Source organism: Methylotenera sp. (genome assembly GCF_029945535.1).
Classification (GTDB): domain Bacteria; phylum Pseudomonadota; class Gammaproteobacteria; order Burkholderiales; family Methylophilaceae; genus Methylotenera.
Map to the genome: position 1 here is coordinate 106,232 of NZ_JAQSCU010000008.1, position 25,408 is coordinate 131,639.

The following is a 25,408-nucleotide window of genomic DNA, read 5'->3' on the forward strand; positions in this document are numbered from 1 at the left end:
TCGCGCTCAGGCTAAAGTCCAAAAGTCGCATCAATCACTTCTCGCAGAGCCACCGCTGTTTCAGGGTCATCGGTCAACGTCTCAACTAAGGCAGCTTGACAAGCCAGTGTTGGCTCACAACCATCTTTAATCAGAGTGGCGGCATACACTAATAAGCGCGTACTGGCGACCTCTTCCAAATCATGGTCGCGCAATGCACGGAATGCATTGGCGATAGAAACTAGGCGTTTTGCCAACATTTCATCGACACCTGTTTCGCCAATCAGAATAGCTTCTTCTCGCGCGGCGGAGGGGAAATCAAAAGCAAGTGAAATGAAACGCTGCCGTGTAGATGGCTTCATGCCTTTTAGAAAATTTTGATAGCCGGGGTTATAAGAAACCACCAACATGAAAGATGGTGGTGCGGCCAATATTTCACCAGTGCGGTCTATCGGCAATATACGCCTATCATCAGCCAGCGGATGCAAGACAACCGTTGTGTCCTTACGCGCTTCTACTACTTCATCCAAATAGCAAATACCACCCTCACGCACTGCCCGCGTTAAAGGGCCATCGCTCCATACGGTTTGACCATCAACAATCAGATGGCGACCTACCAAGTCAGCCGCGGTGAGATCATCGTGACAGGCTACGGTATAGAGCGGCAAATTAAGCTTTGCTGCCATGTGTGCAACAAAGCGTGTTTTACCACAGCCAGTTGGCCCCTTAATGAGCAAAGGCAGATTGTTACGCCATGCCCGCTCAAAAAGCTCTATTTCGCTGCCTTGCGATTGATAAAATGGTAAGTTTTCCATAATGTTTCCCGTATTACTTTTAAATTTAGTCGCTTAAATGCGTTTAATTTTATTTAAGGCCCATTAAATAAGCCATGGCGATCAAGCCGCCAACGATAATGAAATATCCAAACATAATGGCGCGCCACAAGAACTTAGTTTTGCGCAAAGCCATAAAATAATTAGCGACCAACTGACTTTTAATCATAGTGATGGCTAATAGCGTAAGCATGACGCCTTTGCCCGACAATCCCGCCTCACCTAAGCTAAAGGTCGCAATGGTCAACGCCACCAGCACTAGCCAAATGGTTGTGGGAAATAGCTTAGATTGTGCTCTATCGTTGCTCATAGTTTTCCTAACGTATGATGTAAACCAGTGGGAATAAAATAATCCATAGAAAATCCACCATGTGCCAAAACGAGGCGCCAGTTTCAACGCCAACATAGTCTTGGGCACTGTAAGCACTACGACGCGCTTTAACGATAATGCATGCAAGAATAATCATGCCCATCAGTACATGCATAAAGTGAAAAAACGTGAGAGATAGGTAAAACATATAAAAATTGTTGGTACTCATGGTGATGTCAGCAGCGAACTTAGCGTGGAATTCCACTATTTTGATGCCGACAAATACGCCGCCAAGTAAAAAAGCTCCTGTCAGCCAATGCGCACATTGTTTATTTAAACCACGTTTAATGGCAGCAACGCCTTGAACTACAAAGTAACTGCTGGTAATCAGCACCAGCGTGTTGATTGCGCCAGAGGTACGACTTAATGTCAGCTGCGATGCATTGAATAGCTCAACATTGTTAGCGCGGGTAAAGGCATAAGCCACAAATAGCACACCAAATGCTAGCATTTCCGCAAAAATGAAAATCCAGATAGCAAAATCACCTGGAAGATCTTCTTTATGATGAGTGCTATTGCTGTTCACTAGATGAATGTTCACTAAATTAGGGTTCACTAAATTCCAATATATGAATTGATTAGTCTTGAGTGCATGATGCACTGCTAAATCAAATTACTCTATGATGTAAATCAAGTTACAAAAACCAATTGAAAGTAATGTAAAAGAGGAGCCAAAACTCCTCTTTTACCTTCACTACCCTTCTTACTTAATTACTCAAATGCGTGGCTATCACCTTTAACAAAGAAACTGCCAATGTAGAGCAACAGTCCTATCAAGAACACCACCCCAGCTGCTTCACGCGCCCAGTAGAAGATCGATATTTGATCTTGCACCGCCATAAAGCTCATTGGCGTTGGTGAGAGGCGTTGCAACCAGACTTGCACAACGCCAGCACCTGTTAGGAACAGAGCAATAAAGAACATTGAGATTGTCATTAACCAAAATGACCACATTTCCATAATTTGCGCTCTTTCAGGATTAGCAGCACGACCACGTAACACTGGCATTGCGTAAGAGATCATGGTTAACACCACTAATGCATAGGCGCCAAAGAACGCTAAATGCCCATGTGCCGCAGTCAATTGTGTACCATGTGTGTAATAGTTAATTGGGGCTAGCGTATGCAAGAAACCCCATAAACCGGCGCCCAGGAATGCCATTACACTCGTGCCAAGTGCCCATAAAACTGCTGCTTTATTTGGGTGCTCCCGACGGCGTTTATTCACCATATTGAATGCAAATATAGTCATCATTAAAAATGGTATAGGTTCTAATGCTGAGAATACTGAACCCCACCATTGCCAGTATGCAGGAGCGCCAATCCAGAAATAATGGTGACCTGTACCGATGATGCCCGTCACCAAAGTCATAGTGATAATCACGTACAACCATTTTTCAACCACTTCACGGTCTACACCTGTGACTTTGATTAACACGAAAGCTAACATCGCACCCAAAATCAATTCCCATACACCTTCAACCCAAAGATGCACTACCCACCACCAGTAAAATTTATCTTTTACAAGGTTGACCGGGTTATAGAACGAGAACAGAAAAAATACCGCTAAACCGAGCATACCTAATGACAACACTAAACTGATAGCAGTCTTGCGGCCTTTGAGCACGGTCATGACGATATTAAATAACCAAGATAAGGCGACTAATACGATACCCACTTTGGTTGGTAATGGCTGCTCTAGAAATTCGCGCCCCATGGTATTGAGTAGATCGTTCCCTGTCCATTTAGCTAATGATGCGTAAGGTACTAGCAAATAGCCCAGTACTGTAATAGCGCCAGCGGCTAAGAATACCCAAAAGGTAATAATGGCGAGTTTAGGACTAAACAACTCAGTTTCTGATTCTTCGGGAATCAAATAATATGATGCTCCCATAAAACCAAACAACAGCCAAACAATCAGCAGGTTGGTATGCACCATCCGAGCCACGTTAAAAGGAATAGCCGGGAATAGAAAATCCCCAACCACATACTGTAGTCCCATAATCAGACCAAACAGAATCTGACCAAGAAAAAGGCCTATAGCAGCGATAAAATAAAGCTTCGCCACTGCCTGAGATTTATATTTCATTTTGTGATCTCCTTAGAAAATGACGAATTAGCCTTCAATGTTTGGCGGCCATTTGTTAGTGTTGATTTCTGAAGCGTATTTGAGGAACGCAACAACATCATCAATATCTGCATCGCTTAGATTAAATTGTGGCATTTGACGACGTCCCGGCACGCCAGTAGGCTGACCTTTGATCCAAGCTTTAATAAAATCAGGTCCGCGACGGGTGTAAACATTGCCCAGTTCAGGCGCAAAATATGCACCCTCGCCTAATAATGTATGGCAACCAATGCAGTTGTTGGTCTCCCACAGTTTTTTGCCGTGTGCTACGGCAGGCGTAATGTTTTGGCTATTGTCTCGCTTAGGTAAGACTTTCATGGTGTCGAAAGTCAGTGCGAGAAACAAAAGGAAGAAGAACACTCCCCCACCGTAAAAAACATTTCGCGCCATGGACTTAGTGAAAGTTGCGCTCATAACATTGCTCCTTTTAATGACAGAGTTAATAAAAATACAAGACGAACAATAACAGGTGACCATTCTTTAGTTCTTGACGCTAATCAAGTTTTGAAACTTGAGTAATTTAGTACACAATACTTTTATAAAAAATATCAGGGAAATAACAATGGATAAAGCGCATATTGCTCTAAGACTGTCTCAGTTCTACATGTTCTCAGAGCTTCAGCCTGCTCAAATTGAGCCGCTAGCCAATGGCACTAGAATGATAGATGCGCCAAGAGGAGGCATCTTGTTTAACCGTGGAGACAGAGCACATGGCTTTTATTTACTACTTGAAGGTCAGATTAAACTTGGCGTGATTTCTCCACAAGGTGATGAAAAAGTCATTGGCTTGATTCAGCCGGGTGAAAGCTTCGGTGAGGCAGTCTTGTTTTTAGAGCGCACGTTTCCAATATATGCGCAGGCAACTTTAGATTCCAAAGTATTACTAATTACCAGAGATGCAATTTTTGATATTCTGGATAACGACGTGACCGTGGTGAGGCGTATGTTGGCTGGTATATCTGCTCGTAACCGCCAACTAGTGAACGATATAGAATCTATTTCATTGCAAAATAGTACACAACGGCTTATTGGCTATTTATTACAGATTAGCGCTGACTCGCCTAATCCAGAACGAGTGCAATTACCTGCGAATAAACTGACAATTGCATCCATGCTCAACATCACGCCTGAAACACTCTCGCGCGTGATGCTTAGGTTACAAACCGCTAAACTCATTGAAGTTAACGGTAAGGAAATCGTCATTACCAACGTCGCTGGCTTACGTAATTTCGAATAACACTAATTCCGTTAAACAAATAAAAATGCCCGCATCACTGCGGGCATTTTTAAACTTAAAACCAATTCAGGTTTTAGCTAGTTTTCTTTTTATCATTCACGATAGACTCTAACAAAGCGCGCAAGTCCTTAGAAACCTCAGGATGTTTTAGCCCTAAGCGAATCGTTGCTTCTAAATAACCAAATTTAGAACCGCAATCATAACGAACACCATCAAATCGATACGCTAAGATTTGCTCTTCGGTTAATAATGCTGAAATACCATCCGTTAATTGTATTTCACCACCAGCGCCCGCTTTAACATTGTCTAAATGATGGAAAATTCTAGGGGTAAGAATATAACGTCCAACCACCGCCAATGTAGATGGCGCATCTTTTGGATCTGGCTTTTCTACAATCGCTGAAACCTGCTCAATATTTTTGTTGAGTGGCGTAGTTGCCACAATACCATAGCTCTTGGTTTGATCCGCTGGGACATTTTCAACGCCTAAAAGTGAGCAACGGTAGTAATCATAAGCCTCAACCATCTGCTTCATGATTGGCATTTTACCGTCGAGCAAATCATCTGCCAAAATGACAGCAAAAGCATCGTCATTCACCACAGGCTTAGCTAAACGCACCGCATGGCCTAAACCCAACGCTTGCGTTTGGCGAATATAAATACAGTTAACGTTTTTAGGAACAATATTTTGTACAATTTTAAGCAACTCGGTTTTACCGTTACGCTCAAGCTCATTCTCTAACTCATACGCCATATCAAAATGGTCAGATATAGAACGCTTATTTCTACCCGTAATAAAAATTAAATCAGTAATTCCCGCCGCAACCGCTTCTTCAACCGCATATTGAATCAATGGCTTATCTACAATGGGTAGCATTTCTTTTGGATTTGCTTTGGTAGCTGGCAAAAAACGTGTGCCTAAACCGGCAACTGGGAAAACTGCTTTAGTAACTTTTTTCATTATGACCAATCATCAAGTAAGTTAACAACATTTCAATTATATTCACATACAACAGTACTGACTACACCAAATTTGTAATTGATTTGTATTGTACAAAGTTAATCATTGAAACCTCATTTTTGTTAAAAACACCTGATTTAACTTACCTAAATCTATAGTTATAACGACTCAATATCTTTGCATTTTTAAGTTGCGAACAGCGTATACTTTCATAGCTATGATGAAAATTATCTACAATTAGTCTAAACTTACTAAAAAGTTCGCAAATACTATCTACTTGAATTTGGCATAATGCTTGCTTCATTAAAAGTGAATTTTTTAAATCCTAAAGTATGCCTAAGCATTTAACCCAATTAAAAATTATTAACTAATGAATAACGACAATTCAACAATAAGAGCTAGAGCCCCCCTAAGATTAGGTTTAGCAGGCGGCGGTACAGATGTATCCCCTTACTCAGACGAATTTGGCGGTTTAGTCCTTAACGTGACTATAGATAAATATGCTTACGCAACCATCATACGTCGCAACGATGACCATGTAGAGCTGATTGCTGCGGATAATAACAATCGCTGGTTTGGCAAAATGTCATCTAAGCTGGAACGTGTTTCTGGTGTAGATTTACATGTAGGTGTGTATAACCGCATCATCAAAGACTTCAACAACAACAAGCCGCTATCGCTTAGCATTATCACACACTCTGAAGCGCCTCCAGGCTCAGGCTTAGGCTCGTCGTCGACTATGGTTGTTGCCTTAGTACAGGCGTTCTGCGAGCTGCTCTCCTTACCTTTAGGTGAGTATGAAATTGCGCAACTTGCTTATCAAATCGAGCGTAATGACTTAGGCTTAACAGGTGGTAAGCAAGACCAATACGCTGCCACTTTTGGCGGGCTAAACTTTATGGAGTTTTATAAAGATCGCGTGATTGTTAATCCACTCCGCATTAAGGCTCACATTAAAGCCGAGTTGGAATCATCATTAGTGCTGTTTTACACGGGCGTTTCTAGAGAGTCTGCTAAGCTGGTTGACGAGCAAACGACTAATGTAAAAACAGGCGATGCTAAATATCTAGAGCCTTTACATGCAATTAAAGCGGAAGCCGTCAGTATGAAAGAAGCTATATTAAAAGCTGATTTCGATGCTTTTGCGGCCTCTATGCAGCATGGTTGGGAGTCTAAAAAGAAAATGGCTAAGAGTATTTCCAACCCAATGATAGAAGAGATTTATAATGCGGCTATTGCTGCTGGCGCAAAAGCGGGCAAGGTTTCAGGCGCAGGCGGCGGTGGATTCATTATGTTTTTTGTTGACCCAGCACAGCGCCCCTACGTAATGCGCGCACTTTCTAAATTTAACGGCCAAGTATCAACATGTAACTTTACTGATACGGGCACTCAATCATGGAGAAAAGCTTGAGATCATTCATCAATCAAGAGATTGAAAAGTCAATCAATACGTTTTCTAGCATTCTGGGCAACGAGAAATTACTTTCGCAAGTTGAAGTTTGCGTGACTGAAATTTGCTCAGCCCTTGGCAACAAAAATAAAGTTTTGCTGGCTGGTAATGGTGGTAGCGCGGCGGATGCGCAACATATTGCAGGTGAGTTTGTCAGCCGCTTTAATTATGACAGACCTGGTTTAGCTGCATTTGCACTCACAGTGGATACCTCAATATTAACGGCTATTGGCAATGATTATGGCTACGACAAGTTATTTTCTAGGCAAATTCAAGCAGTCAGTGTACCAGGCGATATTTTCTGGGCATATTCAACCTCGGGTAAGTCAGCGAATATTATCGCTGCAATGGAAACAGCAAAACAACTAGGTTTGAAAGTCATTGGCTTTACAGGTCAAAATGGCTGGAGCCGTCCAGACCTAGTCGATTTCTCTATAGAGATTCCGTCTCCTGAAACGCCAAAAGTACAAGAAGGCCATTTGCTCTTAGGCCATATTATTTGTGGCTTAGTAGAGCTTAAAATATTCCCACGCGAACAATACGCACCAACATGATGCATCCAGTTCTAATTCTAGCAGGCGGCTTTGGTACGCGCCTTAAAAGTGTTGTGCCAGACCTACCTAAACCCTTGGCAGATGTGAATGGCAAACCATTTTTATGGTGGCTATTACAGCAGCTTGAAAACCAAGGCGCCAAAGAGGTGTATCTATCAGTTGGCTATATGCATGAGCATATACAAAGTTATTTTGGTGCAAAATTCAATCAAATGAATCTTCACTATATTGTAGAAACTGAGCCGCTAGGCACTGGTGGAGCAATTATGAATGCTTGCCAACAAATTCCAGAACAAGAAGTTTTAGTGTTAAATGGCGACACGTTGGCCATGACAGACTTAAATGACTTTATAAATTTCGCAAATAGCTTTGCTTCAAAACTGTTTTTAGCCGTAGCCAAAGTTACAGATGCGGGCCGATATGGCACAGTCATTGTTGATGGCAACCAAATTACGGGCTTTGCTGAAAAAGGCAAAACTGGTGCAGGTTTAATAAATGCAGGTATTTACTTGCTGAATAAGTCATTATTTAATGATTTTAATCTGCCACAAAAGTTTTCATTCGAAGCAGATATTCTAATGAAACACATCAACAGCTTAAATTTGATTGCCTATAGCGAAGTCACAGATTTTATTGATATTGGCATCCCAGAAGACTACGCGCTAGCTCAAGAAAAAGTACCAAATATGGTATTAAAAAAATAACATTCAATAAGTAAGCCTACCATTCATGACACTCACCCCCGCGCTGTTTCTAGATAGAGATGGCGTCATCAATATAGATAAAGGCTACGTACATCAGGCCGCAGAATGCGAGTTCGTAGAAGGCATTTTCGACTTAGTAAAACGGGCAAATTCGTTAGACTATAAAGTAATCGTTGTCACCAACCAAGCTGGAATTGCCCGTGGTTATTATACTGAAGCTCAATTTCTAGATTTCAGCGCTTGGATGAAGAATGAATTCAGCCGCAATCAAGCACATATTGATGAAATATACTTTTGCCCACACCACCCAGTACACGGTTTAGGTGAATACCATACTGAGTGCGATTGCCGAAAGCCAGCACCGGGCATGTTTTTAAAAGCGCAAGCCGCATTTAATATTGATATGCAAGCCTCTGTGATGGTTGGCGACAATATATCTGATTTAGAGGCTGCTATTGCTGCCGGGGTGGGGCATTTGAATCTATTTATTAGTAATCGCATAGACCGAACTATCACGGGAATAGAGCAAGTTCAGGCGAAGGAACTTCAGATTAAAGCTGTAACGTCACTTAGTGAAGTGACGTTACCTTCAATTTAATTGGTATACGATTTCTGTGATTGATTTTATATTTTGCTACAGGGGTAATATAACGAGTTAAATTATTGAATTTTCTTTTGGGAGTTAATTAGCCAGTTAAGACCAAATGCACATTTTTCCTTACTACATGGTTAGAAATTCTTGGCTCCAAGAACCGAGTCACAACAGTAACTTGGATGTATGTTATTAAAGTTGCACCCAGTAAGGCTATTGGGAACTTAACAAACCATATAAGATGCACGGCCTGTATCAGTGGAATATGCCACATATAAATCCATATACTGTTTTTAGCAATAAATAAGATGAATTTACTCAACCGAATCTTAACAGAATAGGCATACAGTCGATCTGAAAATACCCAGAGGATAAATCCAGCAAAAAGAGCATAGGAAAAATAGTAGCCGGTTGGCGGGTATTTAAAAGCTTGCGTATATTTTAAATGACCTGTTGTGAAAATATAATAGAGCAAATACGAAGTAAAGGTTATAAAGAAAAATCCTGCAAGAAGTAATATTGCCCTTGTTTTTAATAATGGCATACGCAACCCTAAAGCAAAGACGCAACCATAGCCCACTAGTAAAAATATGCTTTGTAAAGTAAATGACTCTGGGGCTTTTTCAAGCAACTCGCTGTTGGTAAAAACAAAAAATTCATAAATTAAATATATGCTAAGCAGCGCCACCAAATAGACTGAAGTCGAAGTCTGTTTTTTATTCAACCAATATAAAACTGGGGCGATAAGAGCCACCAATAAGAAAACTCGTATCACCCATACATAGCCAATTCCGCTGAGTAGCGCATAAGTATTAAATATAACATCGTACGAGACTGAGTTGAGCTGGTAGCCAGTGATATAAATGGCTGAGAAATATACCGTGAGGAAAACCCAGACCGGCAAGACCAATCGCTTAAAGCGCTTCCAAACATAAGCGAAATAGTTCTCGCCTTTGTACGATAGTCCAAATACTGCCCCAGACAGTAGTACCATTAAGGGAACATCAAAATTTCTAAGTTGGAATATAACTGACCCAGGCGATGAGTGAGCCAAGATAATCATTGAAAGGCCAACAAATCGTAATAAGTCTAGCTTTTCAAATCTCATCGTTGCAATTTCCTCCAACACCTAATTTCAATTAACGACGACTCGTCCACTCTTTCCAAACTAACCCTGGAAACACCAAGGCATCACCTGCGTAGCGCTTTGCCAAACGCCTAGGCTCCGTCATCATGCGGTAAAACCACTCAATGCCGATATTAGTCATCCATTTAGGTGCACGTGGTTTATTACCTGCTAAAAAGTCTATCGTTGCGCCGGCACATATTGCCACTTTCACGGGTAATTGACGAGCATACTGATTTACCCATGTTGCTTGTTTAGGCGCGCCAAGTCCTATTAGCAAAAAGTCTGCACCAGAATCACTAATCAGTTGGCAAATTCGCTCACATTCAACGGCATCTTTTTCAAAACCAAACGGTGGGCTATACAAGCCGGTGACTTTAACGTGTTGGTATGTGCGTTCTATATTTCCAGCAGCAATTTCAGCTACACCAGGCATAGCGCCAAGCAAAAAGACTTTTAACTCAGCATCGGCATTATCATGAAAGTGTTGAAAAATGGCTGGCACGAGGTCACTACCAGTGACCGTACCGGGGATGCTTTCACCCATTAATCTTGCAGTCCAGACCACAGGTTTACCATCTGCCACAACCATTGAGGCACTCTCAAAAGCATCTCGATAAGCTTGATTTTTACTTAGCTGCACCACACAGTTTACATTTGGTGTCACTATAAATTTGCAGTTACTTTCTGCAAACCTTATCCATGTACTCACATAATCAACGGCTTCATTCATCGTGAGCGGATTAATCGTAATACCGAATATATTAATTTTCTTTGCAATAATATTTGCCATATTTTTTAAATTTCTCAAATGCTTAATTAATTATCGCGCTTAGAGCGCACCCATTCAGATTGGCGTTTAAACACAAATTTGATATACAAAGGGATTTTTGCAAGGATATAAAACGGAACCATTAGTAGCTCTGAAAACTTGACGATATTACGACCAAATTTAGACCATGCCAATATCACCGCCATAGCAGCCAATAGAAAATCTAAAAATATCCAAGACCATGGCATCAGTTGCTGAGTCAGTATCACCATCAGCACGCCAACCGTACTTAATGTGGAGATAATTAACACTAGCAAGGCAAGTGGCGGCACACACATATCAAGCGCGATAGCCAACATATTTAAGTTAACTTTTTGAATACTTTGCATAATTAAAGGCAAACCCTCTTTAACGATCATGCCAATATGTCCGTGCTCCCAGCGCGTACGCTGGGTTTTAATACCTTCGGCACTACTTGGGAACTCGCTCGTAACGAGCGCAGCAGGGCAAAATCTTGGCGCAAGCTTTAACTTAGCCAAATCCACACCCAGTTTCATGTCTTCCACAATATGCCCACTCGCTAAATTGACTTGGCTAATCACCTGCCAAGGGAACGCCATTCCTGAACCCATCAACTGACAGGGCAAGCCCAATCGGTGAAAACCCAATGGCCTAGCCCAGTTTTTCACTGCCCAAGCAAACGCTGCAATTTTTATTTTCAGTGGTGAATCTGCCTTAGCATGCATTAAATATAAGCCCTGTATAGGACGCTTATATTGCACGGCCTCACTCACTAAGATTGAAATTGCATTCGTTCCTAGTACGCAATCTGCGTCTAAAATTAACACAATATCTGGCGGATTTTTAGCCAAATGTTGGATACCAAAATCAAGTGCAAAACCTTTACCACGCTTGGTCTCATGAAACCGCTCAATCACCTCAACATCATGGCTTCTAGCCACAGTGGCCGTATCATCGTTACAATTGTCAGCCACCACTAGTACCTTAACATTAGCTGTTAATTGCGCCTTAATAGACCGTAAAGTTTGAGTGATCCCTGTAGATTCATTATGTGCAGGAATCAATATTGTCGTTAATGAGGTCGATTTTTCACTTCTACTTTTATTGCTTATAGGCAACAGCGACATTAAAATTTGCACGAAGAAAGTAGCCACTGGAATGCTGATTACAGCAATAGCCACACAAAAAAGCACTTCTAGCACTATCATGCACTAGCCTTGCTATTAGCAATTGTTTCGTTAAATAATTGCGCCAATTTGGCGGCTTCTATACTCACCGAATGTCGTTCTAACACACGTTTATATGCCAAATTACCCATTTGCGTTAACTGTTCATTGGGTAAGGCTAAAAATTTCTCTAGTGTATCTGCCAAAGCATCCACATCTCCCGCAGGGAAGAGAAAACCATTTTCACCAGTAATCACTAACTCAGGAATGGCCGCAATATAAGTGCTAATCACAGGACGCCTGAGTGCCATAGCCTCCATAATCACCACTGGCAAACCTTCAGCAAAACTAGGCAATACCAATGCTTTTGCATTTAAAATTTCATTGCGCACTTGGTCGCTACTAATCCAGCCTGTAATGCGCACTTTGTCGCCTAAGCCGTAGCGTTTAATTTGCGCCTCAACCTCTGAGCGCATTTCGCCATCCCCGCCTAATACCAATTCAAAATCAATGCCTTTTTTGGCTAAAATATTAGCCGCATCTACTAATAACAGCTGGCCTTTTTGTTCACAAATTCTACCCACACATACCAACTTTGGCTTTGCCGTGATAGGTACAGGGCTAATATTATGGAAGGCATCTTCAATACCACAATGCACCTCTTTAACCTTTGACCATTGCGAGTAAGGAATCCAGCGAAAAATTTGGCTGCGGCAATATGATGAAATTGCGACGACAAAAGCACAACCATTAATTTTTTCTGCTAACTTGATAAACTCAGGCTTATCAAACTCTTCTGGGCCATGAATAGTAAAACTATAGCTAGGGCCACCCAGCGTGCGCACCAGCAATGCCACTTCGGTAGCATTTGCGCCAAAATGTACATGCATATGTTGTGCATCACTTTGTTTAAGCCATAATAATACTTGGCACGCCTCTAGCACGTAAATCAAATGATACGGCCAAGACCTATCGGCTCTTAAACCTAGCTTCACAGCCAAACCAAGTGCTTTCAAAAAGCTGACCGGGCTACTCAAGAATACCTTTAAAGTAGCTGACAACAAGCCAGCAACGCCATTTCTCAGTACATATTGTGTTTTAGCTCGTTCTTGTATATCAATAGGGTCAACTAGCTCATCCCCCCAACCGCGCACAGATATACGGCTAACCTCTACGTTGTTAGTTTCAAGGGCAAGAATTTCTCGCCTAATAAAACTATGACTCACTTTAGGATATTGGCTGGTTAGGTATGCTACTTTGATGTTGTTCAAATGTTGTTCCTGCAAATTGAATTATTATTTAAATTAAACTGACTACCGAACCTTAGTTTCCCAAGCCCATGCATGCTTAATAATGGTCGCTAGATCAGTATAGACTGGCGCCCAGCCAAGTGTGCGTTTCGCTAAGGTTGCATCTGCCACCAGCCTAGCTGGATCGCCATCGCGCCTAGGCGCATCAATTACTTTGACTTTTTTGCCAGTCACTTGCTCAGCGACTGAAATAACCTCTTGCACTGAAAACCCAGCTCCATTACCAAGGTTAAAACGCTTGCTCACGCCATCTACAGTTAATTGCTTAAGCGCCAATAAATGTGCGGAGCATAGATCAACAATATGAATATAATCACGAATACACGTGCCATCTGGCGTATCGTAATCGCGGCCAAACACACTTATATGCGGCCGCTTACCTGATATTGCCTGTAATACCAATGGAATTAAGTGTGTTTCAGGCTCATGACGCTCACCCAGCAAAGCAGATGGATCTGCTCCAGCCGCATTAAAATAACGCAAACAGACAGATTTTAAACCATAGGCGCGCTCATAATCTGCAAGCACCTGCTCTACCATCCATTTTGAACGGCCATAAGGATTTAACGGCGCTTTAGGATGCGCTTCATCAATTGGCACATATTCTGGCTCGCCAAATACAGCAGCAGTAGATGAGAAAATGAAGCTCTTAACATCATGCTTTACCATCACGTTTAAAAGATTAAGCGTATTTGTAAAGTTGTTTAAATAATATTTATCGGGGTGCTGTACGGACTCACCCACCTGTATGTATGAGGCAAAATGCATCACAGCATCTGGCTGATATTGCTGAAACACTTTATCAATAGTGGGTATATCAGCTAAATCACCCTGTACAAACTCTCCACCCAATACTGCATCTCTAAATCCAGAGGATAAGTTATCAAACGTAATAACCTGATTTCCTAAATCATGCAGCATTTTCACCATGTGAGAGCCTATATAACCGGCCCCACCAACGACTAATATTTTCATCTACACTCCAACAAGCAGCAACACCGCTATGCGCTTCTCAACAAACATCATGACTTAATACTCGGCTTTCTATATTTAATACAGCTAACTAAAAACTTTAACGCGTCTAGCGTATAGCGTTTATAAAGCCGCTTTGGCTCTAAGCATAATCGGTAAAACCACTCCATACGAATATTTTGCATCCATTTTGGTGCACGAGGTTTATCACCGCTCCAAAAGTCAAATAACCCCCCAACACCTGCAAAGAACTTTGCATTGATTTGCTCAGAATTAGCCAATATCCACTCTTCTTGTTGCGCATTACCCAGCGCAACCAGCACGACATCGGCACGACTATCATTAATAGTATCAACTAAACTTGAACCATTATTTAAGCCGTCGTACCCATCGCAAGTACCGGCCACCTCATGCCCCAATGTATGGGTTAAATAATACGCAGCACCATTCAAAGTAGCAGGTTGACCACCCAACAAAAATACACGCAACTTTTGCTTAGACTGCATAAAGAAATACGGCATAAAATCCGTACCATTTAAATTAGACCTAAATTTGCGCCCATGCAACAACATACAAGCAATGTCCATGCCCAAACCATCGTTAACAATTACAATATTTTCATTTGAAAAACGCTCTACCAGTAACCTGCATTTAACAATAAAGTTAGTATTGGCAAAAAACAAAATACTCTTTTTAGAAGCCCCAATGCAGCTGGATATATGCGCAGCTAACTCGTCTGGCGATGTCACTCGCACAGGAAATCTCGCAATCATCACTACATTGTTACTTATCATGAATGATTGTTTCAAATCAATACTGGTCAATAATCATAAATATCACTTTGGCTTACCGTAATCCATGGGTAAAAACTGTAATTTATCCCAAGGGAAATTCTCCAAAATTTTATATCCAGGAGAGCCTGCATATAAAGCTTCATAAGGATTAGGTTTACTTAAAGCAGTATATGAGTAAGGATTTTGTGCGCGTAACGTAATAGCGCCAGCTTTATCCCAAACAACAAAACCATATTTCTGTGCGGCTTTAGCAATAATTTTACCAACGGGATGCATATTGAGTGCATCTACATTCACTTTTGGATCTAATCTAAAACGTAAACCTTCGGGAATACGGTTTGGCACATTATTAGGGTTAAATCCATCGGAACGATGCGCTGGCCATGAAAAAACTTTAGAACTTTCAGTTTCTACTAGCGAAATACCGATTGCATGTTTAATTTCACCGCGCTGTAGCTCCTCTGCAGTAATTTGTCCACCAAGAAAAGGTAAACTAGTCGCAGTAGTACCGTAGTAAGTATTAAAAACACCATCACTCAAAGACGCATGCTGTATACGACCACCCCAACATGCTTGCCATTGCCCATTCACCTGCCTAGTCTTCCAAAACTCCCATAAGGTATCTGTTGAAGCTTGGTAAATCGTCATCTCAGCATCTGTACCATCAGCAGGTTTAGCATAACTAGGAATCGGCACCTCAGCCCACTGTTCCGCCAAACTAGTATCTAACGACCCTTTATTTTGGCAATCCCACTGAGTGACTTTGACTTTACGTAAGCTTAAGTCTGCGTTGTAAACAGGGCTAGCATATTTAAAAGTATTAATACTAACAGTGCCGTAATAAGTATTTTTCTGCCTAATAAAATCAGACAAAAACCCAGATGAATTTGGATGTAGCGGTACAATATTCGGAATTGGTGTATACCAAAAACTACTCGGCGCAAAAACTTGATCTGTCACTAAACTCGCCGCGACTAATTTCATTGGCATGAATATTAAAGCTGAGCTTATTAAAAGCCTTTTCACTAATGTTAGATTATTTATACTCATATATGCCCTTCAATACTCAAACTTTAATTAACTGACTTTAAAATAATACGAGCAGGATTCCCAACAGCAGTTGCTCCATCAGGCACATCGCATAGAACTACAGACATAGCACCGATTTTACAGTGATTACCTACTCTAATATCCCCCAAAATCTGAGCATACGCACCAATATCAACATCATCGCCTATTACAGGTACAGGGCCATTCTCTTTTCTATTACCAATAGTTACCCCCTGCCTTAGAGTGCAGTTTTTACCAATAATAGCATCTGGATTAACAAAAACTCCTCCGAAATGCCATATACGCAACCCTCCACCAATAGTAGCTGACTTTGGCAAGCTAACACCTGTAATTGTCTCTACCACTCTAAACAGAAGCCAGTAGATAATCGTGCATACCCTACGAGACAGACCTGCTGGCTTTATATCGACGCTTCGGCCGAAACGATAAACCCAAACAGCCCAAATTGATTGCTCTTTAAAAAAAGGCCTTACTTGCGGATACCGCGCTAAATCTTCCAACCAGTCATTACCAACCAACATAGTAAACCTAACATCTATGATTTTAAAAATTAAAACACTTACGTCTTTGCCTCGGCCGGCGATTCTATTGGCTTTAATGTGTTCACGGCATAAACAGCGCCTAATACAAACCACATATACCAAATATAAGATAAGTATGACAACATATTGTCTGCATATGCTTCAAAAGCAAACTCTAATAAGAGCATAATCATTGTAAATATCATGAGTTTATTCTTTTTATAAAATGGCGCCAATAACGTTGCCGTTTTAATATGTAGCCAAATATAGGTGACTAAGCCAAAAATGCCTGTTTCAAAAAACAATTGTACATAAACACTATGTGCATCCATTTTTTTACCACCCGACATGGTGAAAAAATCTACCGAACGCTCTTTAAATGCCTCTAATCCATAACCAAAAAAGTAGTGGCTCCGGCTCATAAAACTTAAACCATCATGCCAAATTAACTTGCGCCAAGCATACGAATTTAACTTACTATAGTTGATAACCTGGTTGCCTTGACCAAGATCTAAAAGCCGATCCCTAACTTCAGGAATCATGAAGGCCAATATTGGTGCTAATAAAATGTAAAGCAAATACTTACGCTCATAAATCAAAGCATACATAGTAAAGAACGCAGCACATGATACCCATGCAGTTCGTGTTTTAGTGAGCACTAATAGAGCCAGCAGAATAAATATATAGATGGGTAAAGTGCGACGTATGAATACTGAAATATATGCAGCTTTAGTTTTATAACAATAAAAACTTAAAGAAATCATCAGTACTAAATAAAACGCAAACACATTGGGGTGTGAGAAGGTGCTACTTATTCTCAAACCTTCTGACTCTTGCCCATTATAGCCACCATTAGCAAGATCAATAAATCCATAAATAACAGGGATAACTGAAGATAAAAGTACAGCTTTAATCCAACGACCGTAATCTTCCTCACTTTTTATCAGCACTATAGCCAATACAAAAGTTGATGCAAAAGATAAAAGCACTAAGAAGTACTTTAATGCTGTAAGTTTTTCTGGCGCAAAGAATATACTCATAAGCGCAATCAATAAGAACGACAACCATGTTTGACAAAAAACTTTTCGCGCTGGAATAGGGTGTTGAATAATAGCAATTATTGCCATAAATATGACTAATGCATTTAATACAGCGCCAAGCCCGAAACTACCAAAACGAGTATTATCTAAAAGTACGTCTAGTGACGCTCTAGAAAGCATAATTAAAAGTAGCAGTGAATATCGATCAAACAGAAATAGGAAGCCAATAACCATCGCCATTGGTAACGCAACAAGAAGTCCCAGACTATCACCGACAGCGGAACCAAAGTACGCTACAAAAATACCAAAAAAAATGGCTATGAACATCCCCAATAACATAAGAACCACTATTGGTTTAGACATTGATGATGCAGATTTAGCCAAGAAATCATCCTTAAAGTAACTTGTAGCAGAGGTGTGTAAAATCACTTCAATAAAATATATTTGAGAACATTGCACGCACTTACTTTCAATCTAAAATCTTACAACATTATCATCGTAGCGAAGGTAGGGATCCATTTAACAGTTTGATTAAAATGGATTCCCGCTTCCGCTAGAAGGACGAGTTGCAGTTACTCTTCAGATTTTTAGCCGTATTCTGTTCCGCACAAAGTGCTCTATTTATTATAAATAGTGATGATTATTGTTTAAAAATTTAGCAATCGCAAAAAGGCTGCCTAAGAAATATTAATCCTTAGCAAACAAATCGCGCGTATAAATTTTATCTAGCACATCACTTAAATCTTCAGTAATGCGGTTTGCTATAATAACGTCAGCGCGTTTTTTAAACTCTTCAAGATTATTCACGACTGGTGATCTAAAAAACTCAGCCTCGGTGATGACGGGTTCATAAACAATCACATCAATACCTTTAGCTTTTATGCGCTTCATAATACCCTGAATGCTAGATGCTCTAAAGTTATCGGAGCCGGCTTTCATAATTAGCCTATAAATTCCCACCACTTGAGGATTTCGTTTTAGTACATCCTGTGCAATAAAGTCTTTTCTAGTGGTGTTGGCATCAACAATTGCACGGATCAAGGTTTGCGGTACGTTTTGATAGTTTGCTAGCAGCTGTTTAGTATCTTTAGGTAAGCAATAGCCACCATAGCCAAATGAAGGGTTATTGTAGTGCTGACCAATGCGTGGGTCTAAGCATACGCCATCGATAATTTGGCGAGTATCAAGATTGTGGGTAGCCGCATAAGTATCAAGCTCATTAAAATAAGCTACACGCATTGCCAAGTAGGTATTCGAGAATAATTTAATCGCCTCAGCTTCAGTACTATCAGTATAGAGCGTAGCTATATTTTCTTTTATAGCGCCTTGCTGCAATAAGCCTGCAAAAATCTCAGCGCGCGCTGACCGTTCGCCCATCACGATGCGCGATGGGTAAAGGTTGTCGTATAGCGCTTTACCTTCTCGTAAGAATTCTGGTGAGAAAATGATATTTTCAGTCTGATATTTTTGTTTGACGCTCGCCACAAACCCAACTGGTATGGTTGATTTAATCACCATCACCGCATTAGGATTAATCGCAATCACATCTTGAATCACCTGCTCAACAGAGCTGGTATTAAAAGAGTTAGTTTCAGCTTCATAATCTGTAGGGGTAGCAATCACTACATAATCAGCACCTTCATAAGCCTCTTGCTTATTCAGCGTAGCTTTAAAGTTTAATACCTTATTTTTAAGATAATCTTCAATTTCATGATCAGCGATTGTTGACTGCTTATTATTAAGCATGGCTACTTTTTCAGGCACAATATCTAGAGCAACAACCTCATGATTTTGTGCTAATAAAACAGAAATTGAGAGACCAACATAACCTGTTCCAGCAATACATATTTTGTAAGACTTCATATTTAATCAACCAATCATCAACAATTAAAAACTAAATTCAATTAACTAACACTTTTATGGTCTAAATGTGGCAAGTGCCAATTTAAGAAGCCCTTTTGGCCAAAAACCTAGCTTAGTAAAACTCAACCAATCGGTTAGTCCAGGTCGAACGCCATAATGCTTAGAAAACATTTGTAGCATCAGGGCCTGCGAATTTCTTGGCTGATTTACAGCATGTATAGTAGAGAACTGCTTATATGCATTACGAACTTTACTTTCAGCCTTAACTGATATTCGATCTTTCTTGGGAGAGTCATCATAAAGTTGGGTTGCACAATCAAGCAAATGTGCCGTACCAAACATCTTTACAATTCTTATAAACATTTCCATATCTTGCCATGCTGGCAAGGTTTGATTAAACAACCCCGCCTCAATATAATGGGTTTTAGGGGCAAAAACCTGATTACCTATGTGATTGAACTCGAATAAATCATCAGCCTTTACCATGCCTTTTTTCTGAGTAGTAAATAAAACCTCTCCATGGCGTGTAAAAATATCCTGCGCATAAATACACGAAGGCTTAAATCCCAATCGAGCTAGCAGCTCCCAATACTCAACAAACGCTTGAATTCGCTCAGGCGTGAATTCATCGTCATCATCCAACCCTGTTACAAAATCACCCGTAGCATTTGTAATTGCAAGATTCCTTGCTATTGGCGCACCTTCTGAAACTGTTTTATTGAAAAATTTAAGACGGTTATCAAGCTTTGCCCTGCCTTCTAAATACTCAGCAGTACCATCAGTAGAGCCATCGTTGACTACTATCATTTCAACATTTTGATAAGTTTGATTCAACACAGAATCTATAGCTTTGGCTAGCGCCTCTAGTCTATTTTTTGTTGGTGTATATACGGAAACTTTCACAATAGGCCTCAAAAGTAGATTTTTGTTAAAAATTAATCTATGAATCTCACAAAAGCAAAGTAGGCTATCTGCAATTTATTACACAATGCTAATTGGTGGAAAAGATTTCACCAAATCATCAATCGCCTTAATTTGCCTTAAAAATGCTTCTAACTGATTAAGAGGCAAAGCACTTGGACCATCGCATTTAGCTTCTATAGGATTTGGGTGTGACTCTAAGAACAAGCCAGCCAAACCGACCGCCATACCAGCACGTGCTAAGTCTACTACTTGCTCACGCCTACCGCCTGATGCTGCGCCTAAGGCCTCTCGTTGTTGCAGTGCGTGTGTCACATCAAATATGATTGGCGTGCCTGGGCATACTTTTTTCATCACCCCAAAGCCAAGCATATCGACCACTAAATTATCGTAACCAAAAGCACTGCCACGCTCACACAGAATCACTTTATCATTGCCCGCCTCTTTGAATTTTTCAACAATATTGAGCATTTGATGTGGGCTTAAGAACTGTGGTTTCTTTACGTTAACTGGCTTGCCCGTTTTTGCCAATGCTACAACTAAGTCTGTTTGACGTGCTAAGAATGCTGGCAACTGTAAAATATCAATGACTTCAGCTACTGGCGCAGCCTGCCATGGCTCATGCACATCGGTAATTAATGGCACACCAAATTCAGCTTTTACTGCTTGAAATATCTTTAAGCCCTCTTCCATACCAGGGCCACGGTGTGAGTTGATAGAGGAACGATTAGCTTTATCAAATGAAGCTTTAAACACTAGTGGTATATTTAACTTTTGCGTAACAGTTACATAGTGCTCACAAGCTTTTAGCGTGCTATCTACATCCTCTAGTACATTGATACCGCCAAAAAGTACAAAACTTTTTTGATTGTCTAGAATAATGTCTTTGGTTAATTGCATGTTTTCCTCAAAACTATTTAAAAAGTAAAGTCTGTGATTTTTATATTAAGTTATATTCTATTGATTACAAATTACTTACGCTTTAAAACATTAACAAAATATGGTTTTAAGCAAAAATATAATATAGATAGATATACACTCGTACCTACTAAAAATTGTATAAGTAAGTTAACTGTTAGATACTTTGTTTGCATCACACTTTGCTGAAGTAGTAATACGATAATTGCAGCAAATATAGCCGTAAGTGCTGATGGCAGAATAGCTTTTGCTGTATCAAAAAGATGTAATCTCAGTGCTTTTTGAACGACGTACAAGGTAGGTATTATTACAGAAATAGAAGCGATTAGATAACTCCAAACCACTCCTTGAATTCCCCATCTACAACCGATAATAAAGGCAAAGATGTGTACTATTGCGCTATATATACCTAATTTTAGCATCAGGGATGTTTTACCCTGTGCCATAAATACAGGACCGGCTGAGGCATTGATTGATTGCAAATAACCAATAGGCGCCATAACAGCTAATAATGTAGCCACCATGCTCCATTGTGGACCTAAGGCAAGCTGCACAAAGTCATGCCGCACTGCAAATATTCCAGCCATAATTGGGGCCGCTAAAAATGAAATTGTTCGCGCAGTGCTTAAATATAACGCTGCCATGGCTGGTATGTCGTTTTGTTGCCTGCTCATCACAGGGAATATGGCTCTAGATGACACCCAAGTAATATTTTGTACTGGCATTAGCATTACTTTATAGGCAATAGAGTAGATACCTAATGCACTTTGACCAAGTAAGCGCCCAACTACGATGCTATCCGCATTGCGGAAAAAATAGTTGACCAACTGAAAGCCTGCCATGTTGCTACTAAAGGCAAATAGTTCTTTTAGGCGTGACATTTGAACGTCTTTACTAGGTCGCCAAGTTGAGTTTAGCCACAGAAATAGCGTTGTTAACCCTGCGGTAAGTATCGACTGTATAACCAAACTATAAACACCTAATCCGTACATTGCTGCAGCTACAGCGCCAGCCATCGCGAGAATGGCACACGTGACATCAATGAGTGCTAAACGTTTAAATTGCGAGTGCCTCTCTAGCAATGCTTGGTGTACTGCAGATGAGCTAGATAACGGAAAGGCTATGGCTAAACTACATAAGACTCCAACTAATGTTGGTGTTTTAAATACATTGGCTATTAAAGGCGAGGTGGCGACGAGTACTATTGCTATGGTTACGCCCATTGCTACATTTAACCAAAATACTGCGTTGACAATATGGTGGTCTAATTCATTTTTTTGTACTACCGCGGCCGCTGTGCCCATATCTCTTAGCAATAAGGCCAGATTAGTTGCAACACCAGCCATTGCCATTAGACCGTAGTCTGATGGAGGTAGAATTCTCGCCAATATAAAAATATTAGCTAACTGAGATAGTATTCTTGCTGACTGCCCAACTGCTGCCCATTTAGAGTTTGATGCAGCAGTCATTTAATGTAAGTTAATAAATTAAGATTGGTCAAATAAGTCTTTCGAAATAGGTATTTTATTTTGATACGTTAGCTACTTAGCTGCTAGCACATTAGGGATCTTTGCTTTAGTTAAATTAACTAGCTCAACCAAAAACGCCTCTTGCTTTTTGTAGGCTGCTTCTGCAGCTGCTGGATCGCTAATTGCAGTTGAGGCTCGAACTAACACTCCATCCAAAACCTTACCTTTTAATCCATCACGTAATATTTTTAACCTAGCGGACATTCCGTTTGCAGGATAATCATCACCGATTCTTACCCAATAACTGACGGCTTCATAACGGTTTTGGTTACTAACTAGCAAGCGCAGCGCTTTTATAGAGTTGGCTGCTGACACATTAATAGTGTTATTGTTTTTGCTTAACAATTGAAACCCTTGGGCGACGTAGCAAACCTCAGGGCGGTGAATTTTAATATCTTGCTTTTGCTCGCGAGCATAAGCGATGGCTAGCATGACTCTATCACCATTTTTATTAGCATAGGTGCGCATCACCACTTTGTCATAAAGTTGGCTTGCTAGGTCGTTACCGCCAGTAGTTAGGCCAACTTGTGTAAATGGATCTGCAATCTGTTTCCACTCTCCAAACTCTACTGGGATGATTGTATCTAGATCTGGCGTAGTTTCGACCGCGTGGGAAGTAGGCGTTAATTTAACGGCAAGCAATGCGGCTACAATCAGAAGTGCTGCGACTAGCAGACTTTTTCTTTGTGTTATTTGTGGAAAAACTAACATGCTTATTTTCATCATGTTGACTAATCCTTAAGCGCTACAACTGAGCGTTTTTCTAGCTTGCTTGTAATGTATCTTAATAAGCTATCAACGCCAATAATCAACATTAAAGCCGTCATAAATAGAAACATGCCAGAAAACTGATGCACAAAGCCTTGCCCTGCCTCATCACCCCAATAAAAAGTAATGAGCGCGAGTACGATGACTCTAGTGACGTTAGAAGCGAAAGATATTGGCACAATCAATGTAGCTAGCAGTGCATTACGCATGGGCGACTCATGCCTCATTACGTTCATATAGAGTAAGCCTAGTGCTTCTAAAGTGAATAGTGAGTTTAGACCTGCGCACGCATCAGCAACTAGCAGCTGATATTGCCCAATATAGATGATGACGCCATTTCTAGCGACTGGATAATCCATTTGATATAGCAAGTGTTCAGATGCAAAAGAAACCGCCATTTTCATTGGTTGCGTAATAATATCAATAATAGATGGCGGTAACGGCACCATAAAGCACATAAAAAAGAATGCAAACCAAAAGTGTTTAGCAATGCCAACGCCAAAAAACATAAGTGTTAAAGCGAGTAGTACAACTACTAATGAACCCACTTCAAATATATAGAGTGATTGAGATCGACCAATGGCATAAAGTATGCAGCCAATCACTAAAACAGGCCAACCTAACTTGGGGGCAGGAATAACGGGGATTTTAGTACCTACTAATAGCTTAGCTTTGTAATAAAAAAACCACAACGCTACCGCGAATACAATCGGACCATGCGCTTGTTGGTCTGTTTTCCAAATACCATGAAGTAAATCATAAAATGTAGGCACATAAACAACTACCAAACCAAGCAATATTGTTAGCAATGGCAATAGTGGCATTAGGTTTCTTTTGCTTAAATTTGAAACTGAGTAGTTAATGGCTATTTTCCAAATGTATTACGATTGTATTGCAGTCTAATTTCTTACACTTATTGAGGCTCTTAAAAGTCGTTAACCACTGCTCCAACAATTTGAACACCAGCAAGCGTTAGCTGATCGCGAATGTTGGTTAAATCCGATAGTCGCGTTTGGTTGAGCCTTGATGTCAGCAATGCACCTTCACAGCGGCTCGCTACAGTTTGCGCATCAGATGTTTCAACCGCAGGTGCTGTATCAACAATCACTACGTCGTAATGGGCTGTTGCTTGCTTCATAAACTCTACAAAATTTGAACGGCTTAATAGCTCTTGAGGGTTTGGCGGCACGGTACCTGCACCTAACACTGTTAAATCTACAAATGAATCTACTTTCTGCACAACTTCAAGACCTGCACGACCCACTAAAATATCAGAAAGTCCTCTTGTTTCATTTAAGTTAAAAATCTTATGTTGAACAGGTTCTCTTAAGTTTGCATCAACTAATAAGGTTTGCTCACCCAATTGAGAAAACACTACCGCTAAGTTTGCCGCTAAGTTACTGCAACCATCGCCTGATGTTGCAGATACAATCGCTAACGACTTATACCCCTCATTAAACCAACGAAGTATTAGCTGGCTTCTTAACGCTCTGAGCGCTTCTACTTGCTTAGAAAAGGGCTTATAAGCAGCCACAAGTTCTTTACTAAACTGGCCTTGATTAGGTTGAAGATAAGGATAATCAAATTGTAATGACAGCACTTGCTTAATATCTGCCTCAGTGATTAAACCAAGCTTTTGAGCAGCATCACCAAAACGAATATTTTCTGCTTTTTGCAATCTAAGAATGCGCTCAGCATCCTCTGGCTTTATTTTGCCTAAATCAAGCAGTAACTTACCTATACTTGAATCGGCCTTGCGACCATCATTTGGCACTAACTGCTTTTTATCCACGTTAATATCACCCATAT

Annotated in this window: 27 protein-coding genes; 5 read left to right on the forward strand and 22 right to left on the reverse strand. The window is 40.5% G+C overall.

The window, feature by feature from the left end:
* Positions 1 to 11: 11 nt before the first annotated feature.
* From PSU72_RS02695 to PSU72_RS02715, 5 genes are all read right to left on the reverse strand, one after another.
* Positions 12 to 794 (reverse strand): CbbQ/NirQ/NorQ/GpvN family protein, encoded by a 783-nt coding sequence (locus tag PSU72_RS02695; RefSeq protein ID WP_300430402.1) that lies wholly within the window; start codon positions 792 to 794, stop codon positions 12 to 14.
* Positions 795 to 843: 49 nt separating this feature from the next.
* Positions 844 to 1,122 carry a cytochrome C oxidase subunit IV family protein gene (locus PSU72_RS02700; RefSeq protein ID WP_300430404.1) on the reverse strand — a complete coding sequence of 93 codons (279 nt, stop codon included), beginning with the start codon at positions 1,120 to 1,122 and terminating at the stop codon, positions 844 to 846.
* A 7-nt stretch (positions 1,123 to 1,129) separates the two neighbouring features.
* Positions 1,130 to 1,738, reverse strand: coding sequence for a cytochrome c oxidase subunit 3 family protein (locus PSU72_RS02705; RefSeq protein WP_300430406.1), 609 nt, complete (start codon positions 1,736 to 1,738; stop codon positions 1,130 to 1,132).
* Positions 1,739 to 1,893: 155 nt separating this feature from the next.
* Positions 1,894 to 3,270: a cbb3-type cytochrome c oxidase subunit I gene (locus tag PSU72_RS02710; protein ID WP_300430408.1), complete on the reverse strand. Its 1,377-nt coding sequence runs from the start codon at positions 3,268 to 3,270 to the stop codon at positions 1,894 to 1,896.
* A gap of 27 nt (positions 3,271 to 3,297) precedes the next feature.
* The gene (locus PSU72_RS02715) at positions 3,298 to 3,723 is read right to left on the reverse strand and encodes a cytochrome c (protein WP_300430410.1); all 426 of its coding nucleotides are present in this window, start codon (positions 3,721 to 3,723) and stop codon (positions 3,298 to 3,300) included.
* 148 nt (positions 3,724 to 3,871) lie between these two features.
* On the opposite strand from PSU72_RS02715, the gene PSU72_RS02720 reads away from it, so the two are divergent.
* The gene (locus PSU72_RS02720) at positions 3,872 to 4,546 is read left to right on the forward strand and encodes a Crp/Fnr family transcriptional regulator (RefSeq protein WP_300430412.1); all 675 of its coding nucleotides are present in this window, start codon (positions 3,872 to 3,874) and stop codon (positions 4,544 to 4,546) included.
* A 73-nt stretch (positions 4,547 to 4,619) separates the two neighbouring features.
* Here the strand turns inward: PSU72_RS02720 and galU are convergent, their stop codons facing one another.
* On the reverse strand, positions 4,620 to 5,507 hold the full coding sequence (gene galU, locus PSU72_RS02725; RefSeq protein WP_300430414.1) for a UTP--glucose-1-phosphate uridylyltransferase GalU: 888 nt from the start codon (positions 5,505 to 5,507) through the stop codon (positions 4,620 to 4,622).
* A 370-nt stretch (positions 5,508 to 5,877) separates the two neighbouring features.
* On the opposite strand from galU, the gene PSU72_RS02730 reads away from it, so the two are divergent.
* The 4 genes from PSU72_RS02730 to gmhB are packed head-to-tail and all read left to right on the forward strand — an operon-like array spanning position 5,878 to position 8,813.
* Positions 5,878 to 6,918, forward strand: a complete 1,041-nt coding sequence (locus PSU72_RS02730; RefSeq protein WP_300430416.1) for a dehydrogenase — start codon at positions 5,878 to 5,880, stop codon at positions 6,916 to 6,918.
* Entirely contained in the window at positions 6,915 to 7,511 is a 597-nt protein-coding gene (locus tag PSU72_RS02735; RefSeq protein ID WP_300430418.1) for a D-sedoheptulose 7-phosphate isomerase, read from the forward strand. Before PSU72_RS02730 ends, PSU72_RS02735 begins: the two co-directional genes overlap by 4 nt.
* On the forward strand, positions 7,508 to 8,215 hold the full coding sequence (locus tag PSU72_RS02740; RefSeq protein WP_300430420.1) for a nucleotidyltransferase family protein: 708 nt from the start codon (positions 7,508 to 7,510) through the stop codon (positions 8,213 to 8,215). Before PSU72_RS02735 ends, PSU72_RS02740 begins: the two co-directional genes overlap by 4 nt.
* A gap of 25 nt (positions 8,216 to 8,240) precedes the next feature.
* On the forward strand, positions 8,241 to 8,813 hold the full coding sequence (gene gmhB, locus PSU72_RS02745; RefSeq protein ID WP_300430422.1) for a D-glycero-beta-D-manno-heptose 1,7-bisphosphate 7-phosphatase: 573 nt from the start codon (positions 8,241 to 8,243) through the stop codon (positions 8,811 to 8,813).
* Positions 8,814 to 8,901: 88 nt separating this feature from the next.
* On the opposite strand, the gene PSU72_RS02750 is transcribed toward gmhB, so the two are convergent.
* From PSU72_RS02750 to epsG, 16 genes are all read right to left on the reverse strand, one after another.
* Positions 8,902 to 9,915, reverse strand: a complete 1,014-nt coding sequence (locus tag PSU72_RS02750) for an acyltransferase (RefSeq protein WP_300430424.1) — start codon at positions 9,913 to 9,915, stop codon at positions 8,902 to 8,904.
* 31 nt (positions 9,916 to 9,946) lie between these two features.
* Positions 9,947 to 10,726, reverse strand: coding sequence for a WecB/TagA/CpsF family glycosyltransferase (locus tag PSU72_RS02755; protein WP_300430426.1), 780 nt, complete (start codon positions 10,724 to 10,726; stop codon positions 9,947 to 9,949).
* Between the two features lie 26 nt (positions 10,727 to 10,752).
* On the reverse strand, positions 10,753 to 11,934 hold the full coding sequence (locus PSU72_RS02760) for a glycosyltransferase family 2 protein (protein WP_300430428.1): 1,182 nt from the start codon (positions 11,932 to 11,934) through the stop codon (positions 10,753 to 10,755).
* A complete protein-coding gene (locus PSU72_RS02765; protein WP_300430430.1) occupies positions 11,931 to 13,163 on the reverse strand; it encodes a glycosyltransferase in 1,233 nt (410 codons plus the stop codon). Before PSU72_RS02765 ends, PSU72_RS02760 begins: the two co-directional genes overlap by 4 nt.
* Before the next feature lie 42 nt (positions 13,164 to 13,205).
* On the reverse strand, positions 13,206 to 14,177 hold the full coding sequence (gene galE / locus PSU72_RS02770) for a UDP-glucose 4-epimerase GalE (RefSeq protein ID WP_300430432.1): 972 nt from the start codon (positions 14,175 to 14,177) through the stop codon (positions 13,206 to 13,208).
* Positions 14,178 to 14,224: 47 nt separating this feature from the next.
* The gene (locus tag PSU72_RS02775; RefSeq protein ID WP_300430434.1) at positions 14,225 to 14,968 is read right to left on the reverse strand and encodes a WecB/TagA/CpsF family glycosyltransferase; all 744 of its coding nucleotides are present in this window, start codon (positions 14,966 to 14,968) and stop codon (positions 14,225 to 14,227) included.
* A 42-nt stretch (positions 14,969 to 15,010) separates the two neighbouring features.
* Positions 15,011 to 15,958 carry a DUF4124 domain-containing protein gene (locus PSU72_RS02780; RefSeq protein ID WP_300430436.1) on the reverse strand — a complete coding sequence of 316 codons (948 nt, stop codon included), beginning with the start codon at positions 15,956 to 15,958 and terminating at the stop codon, positions 15,011 to 15,013.
* 83 nt (positions 15,959 to 16,041) lie between these two features.
* Positions 16,042 to 16,560, reverse strand: coding sequence for a serine acetyltransferase (locus PSU72_RS02785; RefSeq protein WP_300430438.1), 519 nt, complete (start codon positions 16,558 to 16,560; stop codon positions 16,042 to 16,044).
* A gap of 38 nt (positions 16,561 to 16,598) precedes the next feature.
* On the reverse strand, positions 16,599 to 17,984 hold the full coding sequence (locus PSU72_RS02790; RefSeq protein ID WP_300430440.1) for an O-antigen ligase family protein: 1,386 nt from the start codon (positions 17,982 to 17,984) through the stop codon (positions 16,599 to 16,601).
* Positions 17,985 to 18,287: 303 nt separating this feature from the next.
* Positions 18,288 to 19,463, reverse strand: coding sequence for a nucleotide sugar dehydrogenase (locus tag PSU72_RS02795; RefSeq protein ID WP_300430442.1), 1,176 nt, complete (start codon positions 19,461 to 19,463; stop codon positions 18,288 to 18,290).
* Positions 19,464 to 19,517: 54 nt separating this feature from the next.
* The gene (locus tag PSU72_RS02800; protein WP_300430444.1) at positions 19,518 to 20,366 is read right to left on the reverse strand and encodes a glycosyltransferase family 2 protein; all 849 of its coding nucleotides are present in this window, start codon (positions 20,364 to 20,366) and stop codon (positions 19,518 to 19,520) included.
* A 78-nt stretch (positions 20,367 to 20,444) separates the two neighbouring features.
* A complete protein-coding gene (gene kdsA / locus PSU72_RS02805) occupies positions 20,445 to 21,284 on the reverse strand; it encodes a 3-deoxy-8-phosphooctulonate synthase (RefSeq protein ID WP_300430446.1) in 840 nt (279 codons plus the stop codon).
* 71 nt (positions 21,285 to 21,355) lie between these two features.
* Positions 21,356 to 22,771, reverse strand: coding sequence for a lipopolysaccharide biosynthesis protein (locus tag PSU72_RS02810; RefSeq protein ID WP_300430447.1), 1,416 nt, complete (start codon positions 22,769 to 22,771; stop codon positions 21,356 to 21,358).
* A 72-nt stretch (positions 22,772 to 22,843) separates the two neighbouring features.
* Positions 22,844 to 23,557 carry an exosortase-associated protein EpsI, B-type gene (gene epsI, locus PSU72_RS02815; protein ID WP_300430449.1) on the reverse strand — a complete coding sequence of 238 codons (714 nt, stop codon included), beginning with the start codon at positions 23,555 to 23,557 and terminating at the stop codon, positions 22,844 to 22,846.
* 5 nt (positions 23,558 to 23,562) lie between these two features.
* On the reverse strand, positions 23,563 to 24,423 hold the full coding sequence (gene xrtB / locus PSU72_RS02820; RefSeq protein ID WP_300430451.1) for an exosortase B: 861 nt from the start codon (positions 24,421 to 24,423) through the stop codon (positions 23,563 to 23,565).
* A 101-nt stretch (positions 24,424 to 24,524) separates the two neighbouring features.
* Positions 24,525 to 25,406 (reverse strand): chain length determinant protein tyrosine kinase EpsG, encoded by an 882-nt coding sequence (gene epsG / locus PSU72_RS02825; protein WP_300430453.1) that lies wholly within the window; start codon positions 25,404 to 25,406, stop codon positions 24,525 to 24,527.
* Positions 25,407 to 25,408 lie beyond the last annotated feature (2 nt).

Excerpts from the sequence above, each read along its gene's own strand:
- PSU72_RS02695 (WP_300430402.1), bottom strand. The coding sequence starts at position 794 with ATGGAAAACTTACCATTTTATCAATCGCAAGGCAGCGAAATAGAGCTT.
- PSU72_RS02700 (WP_300430404.1), bottom strand. The coding sequence starts at position 1,122 with ATGAGCAACGATAGAGCACAATCTAAGCTATTTCCCACAACCATTTGG.
- PSU72_RS02710 (WP_300430408.1), bottom strand. The coding sequence starts at position 3,270 with ATGAAATATAAATCTCAGGCAGTGGCGAAGCTTTATTTTATCGCTGCT.
- PSU72_RS02715 (WP_300430410.1), bottom strand. The coding sequence starts at position 3,723 with ATGAGCGCAACTTTCACTAAGTCCATGGCGCGAAATGTTTTTTACGGT.
- PSU72_RS02720 (WP_300430412.1), top strand. The coding sequence starts at position 3,872 with ATGGATAAAGCGCATATTGCTCTAAGACTGTCTCAGTTCTACATGTTC.
- galU (WP_300430414.1), bottom strand. The coding sequence starts at position 5,507 with ATGAAAAAAGTTACTAAAGCAGTTTTCCCAGTTGCCGGTTTAGGCACA.
- PSU72_RS02730 (WP_300430416.1), top strand. The coding sequence starts at position 5,878 with ATGAATAACGACAATTCAACAATAAGAGCTAGAGCCCCCCTAAGATTA.
- PSU72_RS02740 (WP_300430420.1), top strand. The coding sequence starts at position 7,508 with ATGATGCATCCAGTTCTAATTCTAGCAGGCGGCTTTGGTACGCGCCTT.
- gmhB (WP_300430422.1), top strand. The coding sequence starts at position 8,241 with ATGACACTCACCCCCGCGCTGTTTCTAGATAGAGATGGCGTCATCAAT.
- PSU72_RS02750 (WP_300430424.1), bottom strand. The coding sequence starts at position 9,915 with ATGAGATTTGAAAAGCTAGACTTATTACGATTTGTTGGCCTTTCAATG.
- PSU72_RS02755 (WP_300430426.1), bottom strand. The coding sequence starts at position 10,726 with ATGGCAAATATTATTGCAAAGAAAATTAATATATTCGGTATTACGATT.
- PSU72_RS02760 (WP_300430428.1), bottom strand. The coding sequence starts at position 11,934 with ATGATAGTGCTAGAAGTGCTTTTTTGTGTGGCTATTGCTGTAATCAGC.
- galE (WP_300430432.1), bottom strand. The coding sequence starts at position 14,177 with ATGAAAATATTAGTCGTTGGTGGGGCCGGTTATATAGGCTCTCACATG.
- PSU72_RS02775 (WP_300430434.1), bottom strand. The coding sequence starts at position 14,968 with ATGATAAGTAACAATGTAGTGATGATTGCGAGATTTCCTGTGCGAGTG.
- PSU72_RS02780 (WP_300430436.1), bottom strand. The coding sequence starts at position 15,958 with ATGCCAATGAAATTAGTCGCGGCGAGTTTAGTGACAGATCAAGTTTTT.
- PSU72_RS02785 (WP_300430438.1), bottom strand. The coding sequence starts at position 16,560 with ATGTTGGTTGGTAATGACTGGTTGGAAGATTTAGCGCGGTATCCGCAA.
- PSU72_RS02795 (WP_300430442.1), bottom strand. The coding sequence starts at position 19,463 with ATGAAGTCTTACAAAATATGTATTGCTGGAACAGGTTATGTTGGTCTC.
- kdsA (WP_300430446.1), bottom strand. The coding sequence starts at position 21,284 with ATGCAATTAACCAAAGACATTATTCTAGACAATCAAAAAAGTTTTGTA.
- PSU72_RS02810 (WP_300430447.1), bottom strand. The coding sequence starts at position 22,771 with ATGACTGCTGCATCAAACTCTAAATGGGCAGCAGTTGGGCAGTCAGCA.
- epsI (WP_300430449.1), bottom strand. The coding sequence starts at position 23,557 with ATGATGAAAATAAGCATGTTAGTTTTTCCACAAATAACACAAAGAAAA.
- xrtB (WP_300430451.1), bottom strand. The coding sequence starts at position 24,423 with ATGCCACTATTGCCATTGCTAACAATATTGCTTGGTTTGGTAGTTGTT.
- epsG (WP_300430453.1), bottom strand. The coding sequence starts at position 25,406 with ATGGGTGATATTAACGTGGATAAAAAGCAGTTAGTGCCAAATGATGGT.